Origin of the sequence: Meiothermus sp. (assembly GCF_025060375.1) — a bacterium.
Taxonomy (GTDB): domain Bacteria; phylum Deinococcota; class Deinococci; order Deinococcales; family Thermaceae; genus Meiothermus.
Genome location: NZ_JANXCG010000037.1, coordinates 1 through 4,629, shown reverse-complemented (window position 1 = coordinate 4,629; position 4,629 = coordinate 1). Strand labels below are relative to the sequence as shown.

At 67.4% G+C, this 4,629-nt stretch carries 5 protein-coding genes; 4 read left to right on the top strand and 1 reads right to left on the bottom strand.

Annotated features, from left to right (window positions below):
* On the bottom strand, nt 1–1,095 hold a 1,095-nt coding region (dnaX, locus tag NZ849_RS04495), incomplete at its 3' end, for a DNA polymerase III subunit gamma/tau (RefSeq protein WP_295404659.1).
* A 94-nt stretch (nt 1,096–1,189) separates the two neighbouring features.
* Between dnaX and NZ849_RS04490 the strand changes: the two genes are divergently transcribed.
* From NZ849_RS04490 to NZ849_RS04475, 4 genes are all read left to right on the top strand, one after another.
* Nucleotides 1,190–1,387, top strand: a complete 198-nt coding sequence (locus NZ849_RS04490) for a heavy metal-associated domain-containing protein (RefSeq protein ID WP_295387792.1) — start codon at nt 1,190–1,192, stop codon at nt 1,385–1,387.
* 1 nt (nt 1,388) lies between these two features.
* A complete protein-coding gene (locus NZ849_RS04485) occupies nt 1,389–1,673 on the top strand; it encodes a metal-sensitive transcriptional regulator (protein ID WP_295387794.1) in 285 nt (94 codons plus the stop codon).
* A 34-nt stretch (nt 1,674–1,707) separates the two neighbouring features.
* The gene (locus NZ849_RS04480) at nt 1,708–4,197 is read left to right on the top strand and encodes a heavy metal translocating P-type ATPase (protein WP_295404655.1); all 2,490 of its coding nucleotides are present in this window, start codon (nt 1,708–1,710) and stop codon (nt 4,195–4,197) included.
* A gap of 196 nt (nt 4,198–4,393) precedes the next feature.
* The coding region (locus tag NZ849_RS04475) for a DUF305 domain-containing protein (RefSeq protein WP_295404653.1) at nt 4,394–4,629 on the top strand (236 nt) is incomplete at its 3' end.

The following is a 4,629-nucleotide window of genomic DNA, read 5'->3' as shown; positions in this document are numbered from 1 at the left end:
GGCTGTGGGGGGTTGGGGGCTGGGGTGGGAGGGAGGGTCGGGGGGCGCCGAGGCCGGGGCGCGTGGGGGATGGAGGGCCTGGTAGGCGCCCAGCAGGGCCAGCTCGAGCGAGAGGGCGTCGGAGCGCTTGGCCAGCCTTTCCAGGGCCTCGTCCAGCGCGGTCATGGCGGCTACCAACCGCTCCTCAGGTCCCTCCAGACGGGGGCCTTGCCCAAGGCCCATCCGGGCATAGAGGCCAGCCCGGAAGGCCTCCAGCAGACCTCCGGTCAGGGTGCGGGCCGCGAAGCCTTGGGTGTAGAGCCGCCTGGCCTCCTCCAGGGCTTCCCTCAGCCGGCCCTCGTCCAGCTTTTCGGCCAGAGCGAAGAGGGCCTCCTGGGGGGGCAGGCCCAAGGTCTCCTCGGTCCTCCTCAGGGTGATGGGGCCCTCCAGGGTCAGCAGGCGGTCCAACAGGCTCTCGGCGTCCCGCATGGCCCCATCGGCCAGCCGGGCTATGAGGGAGAGGGCCTGGGGCTCGGCCTCCCGCCCCAGGCCCTTCAGTATGCGCCCCAGCTTTTCCACAATCTCACCCTCGGAAAGCCGGCGGAAGCGGAAGTGCTGCGTGCGGGAGAGGATGGTAGGGGGCATCCGCTCCGGCTCGGTGGTGGCGAAGATGAAGATGACGTGCGGTGGGGGCTCCTCCAGCGTTTTCAGAAGCGCGTTGAAGGCGCTTTTGGACATCATGTGGGCCTCGTCTAGGATGACCACCTTACGCTGGCCCAGAATGGGCGAGAGCAGGATGCGTTCCCGCAATTCCCGCACGTCTTCCACCGAGTTGTTTGAGGCCGCGTCAATTTCCAAGACATCGGGGTGCCGCCCTTCCCGCACCAGCCGGCAGCCCTCGCACCGACCGCAGGGTTTTGGCTCTTGGGCACAGTTCACCGCCTGAGCGATGAGCCGGGCGCTGCTGGTTTTGCCCACACCTCGGGGTCCCGAGAACAGGTAAGCCTGGGCCAGCCGCCCGGAGCGGATAGCGTGGGTGAGGACCTCCTTGACGTGTTCCTGGCCCACCATCTCGTCGAAGGTGCTGGGGCGGGCCTGGCGGTACAGGGCGCTCACGGGTTTTAGCTTAAGGCCCCCGTGGAAAAGCGCAAGGCTTGGGAATTGTTCTGCCCGCTACCCCACCCCAGGAGGGGTGGGGTATAGTGGGGCTATGGTCACGCTAAAAATCGAGGGCATGAGCTGCAACAACTGCGTTCGTCACGTCACCGAGGCCCTGAAGAAGGTGGCTGGCGTGGAGCGGGTAGAGGTTTCCTTGGAGGAGGGCCGGGCTATCGTGGTCGGTAGCGCGCCGGCGGAGAGGCTGATTGAGGCGGTGGAGGAGGAGGGCTACACCGCCCGGGTGGCCTGAGATGGCCCAGAAGCACGCCCTTCACCTGGACCCCAAGGTGCGGCAGGAGGCCCGCAGCCGCCTCCTCTCGGCCAAGGGGCACCTCGAGGGCATCCTCAGGATGCTCGAGGGTGAGCCCTACTGCGTGGATGTGCTCAAACAGCTCAAGGCGGTGCAGGGGGCTTTGGACAAGGTGGGGGAGATGATTCTGAGGAGCCACCTCGAGCACCACGTGGCCAGCGCCGCCCTGCGGGGGGATACCCAGCGGATGGTGGAGGAGCTGATGGAGGTGCTGAAGTACCGGTAGTCCGGGCTTCTTTGGGAGCTGTGGGTTGCTGGCTATGAAGGAAGTGCAAATCGGCGTCCGGGGCATGACCTGCGCGGCTTGTGTGAACCGCGTGGAGCGGGGTCTGAAGGGGGCAGAGGGGGTGGAGCGGGCCCAGGTCAACCTGGCCACCGAACGGGCCAGCGTTGTCTACGACCCAAAAAAGACCAGCCCAGCGGCCCTGGTGGAGCGGGTGCGGGAGGCCGGCTACACCCCGGTGGTGGCCGAGGTGGAGTTCGGTGTCACGGGGATGACCTGTGCGGCCTGCGCGGTGCGGGTGGAGCGGGCTTTGCGGAAGCTGGATGGGGTGCTGGAAGCCAGCGTCAACCTCGTTACCGAACGGGCTACGGTCAGGTTCCTTCCGGCTAGCTTAGGCCCGGGCCAGCTCAAGCGGGCCATCCGCGACGCGGGCTACGGGGTGGTTGAGGCCGCTTCGGGCAAAGACCGCTTGGATATGGAACGCGAGGCCCGGTGCCAGGAAATCGCTTCGCTTAGGCGGGCTTTCCTGCTTGCTGCTGGTTTCTCGCTGCCGCTCTTTTTGCTTGCAATGCTGCCGATGCTCTGGATGCCGGCCCACATGTTCTTGCTCTCGCTCTTCCCTGAGGGGGTGTGGAACTGGGCGATGCTGGTCCTGGCTACCCCGGTGCAGTTCGGCCCTGGCCTGCGCTTCTACCGCCACGGCTGGGCCGCCCTGCGGGCGCGCTCGCCCGATATGAACAGCCTGGTGATGATCGGCACCTCGGCGGCCTACTTCTATAGCCTGGGGGTGGTGCTTTTCCCCGGCCTCTTTCCCCCCCAGGCCCGCCACGTCTACTTTGAGGTCTCGGCGGTGGTCATCACCCTGGTCCTGCTGGGCAAGTACCTCGAGGCCATCGCCAAGGGCCGAACCTCCGAGGCCATTGAAAAGCTCCTTTCGTTGCAGGCCAAGACCGCTCGGGTGGTGGAGGGGGGGCTCGAGCGGGAGGTCCCTGTGGACGAGATAGGGCCGGGCGACCTCATCGCGGTGCGGCCTGGCGAGCGGATTCCAGCCGATGGGGTGGTGGTCTTTGGTCAGAGCTACGTGGACGAGTCCATGATCACCGGCGAGCCCATGCCGGTGCGCAAGACCGAGGGGGCCAGGGTGGTGGGGGGCACCCTCAACCAAACCGGGGCCTTTACCTTCCGGGCCACCGCAGTGGGCGCAGACACCGCGCTCGCGCAGATTGTCCGGCTGGTGGAGGGCGCCCAGGCCTCCAAGCCCGCCATCCAGAACCTGGCCGACCGGGTGGTGGCGGTGTTGACCCCCATTGTGCTGGGCATTGCCCTGATTACCGCGGGGGTGTGGCTCCTTTTTGGGGAGGAGAACGCCCTGACCTTCGCCCTGGTCAATACAGTGGCGGTGCTGATCGTTGCCTGTCCCTGTGCCATGGGTCTGGCCATCCCGGTGAGCCTCATGGTGGGCATCGGCAAGGCTGCCCAGATGGGCATCCTCTTCCGTCGGGGTCAGGCCCTGCAGGCTCTGCAGGAGGCCCGGGTGGTGGCCTTCGACAAGACCGGCACCCTGACCAAGGGCCGGCCTGAGCTTACCGACCTGCAGGTGGCCGAGGGCTTCGATGCGGCTGAGGTGCTCCGGCTGGTGGCCTCCCTCGAGCAGAGGTCCGAACACCCAGTGGCCCAGGCCATCGTGAAGGCCGCCAGGGAGCGCGGCCTCGAGCTGGCTGAGCCAGCAGCCTTCGAAGCCCTACCCGGCTTCGGGGTGAGCGGGTGGGTGGAGGGCCGCCGGGTGGAGGTGGGGGCGGGGCGCCTTATGGCCCGGCTGGGCCTGGGGCTGGGCCCCCTGGCCCCTGTGGCTGGCCGTTTGGCCGAGGCGGGCAAGACCCCGCTTTATGCCGCGGTGGACGGGAGGCTGGCGGCGGTGCTGGCCGTGGCCGATCCCCTCAAGGAGGGGGTTGCTCAGGCCATCGCCCTGCTGCACCGCCAGGGCTTCAGGGTGGCCATAATCACTGGGGACGACGCCCGAACGGCCCAGGCCATCGGCAAGCAGCTCGGCATAGATGAGGTGCTGGCCGAGGTACTGCCCGAGGACAAGGCCGAGGCGGTGCGGCGGCTTCGGGAAGAGGGCCACAAGGTGGCCTTCGTGGGCGATGGTATCAACGACGCTCCCGCGCTGGCCCAGGCCGATGTGGGGCTGGCCATCGGCACCGGCACCGATGTGGCCATAGAGACCGCCGATGTGGTTCTGGTCTCGGGCGACCTGCGCGGGGTGCCCAACGCCGTCGCCCTAAGCCGGGCTACCTTGCGCAACATCCGGCTCAACCTGTTCTGGGCTTTTGCCTACAACGTGCTCTTGATTCCGGTAGCTGCGGGGGTGCTTTATCCCTTTACCGGTTGGTTGCTCTCGCCGGTGCTGGCTGGGGCGGCCATGGGCCTCTCGTCGCTTTTTGTGCTTTCCAACGCCCTGCGCTTGCGCGGCTTCCGGCCGCCTTTTGCCAGGGTGGAGCCGGCGAAACCGGCACTGGAGGTCTAGGATGGTCTGGCTTGGGCGGGCTCCGGTGCTGGGCTGCAGCGGGCACGGCATTCGTTGCTACCGCTCGGATGCCTGCACCCTCATCCCGCCCACCCAGCGGGCCGGTGGCTTCCCCGGGCGGTTCTGCCCGTGGCCCAGCCTTTGCCTGAAGGGCCTGGGTGGGGCGTCGGCACTTGGTTCTGGAAAGGGGGGAACTATGCACCTGAAACTCGGAGCAGTGTGGATGGTTTTCCTGGTGAGCGTGGGCCTGGCCCAGATGGATCACAGCGCCCACGGCGGTATGGCCATGGGGTCCACGGCCGAGCTGAGCAGGCTTTCGGGTAAGGCCTTCGACATCGCCTACATGTCCATGATGATTGAGCACCACCGGGGCGCGGTGGAGATGGCCCGGGCCATCCTGCAGGTCTCCAAAGATGCCCGCATCCGCAAGGC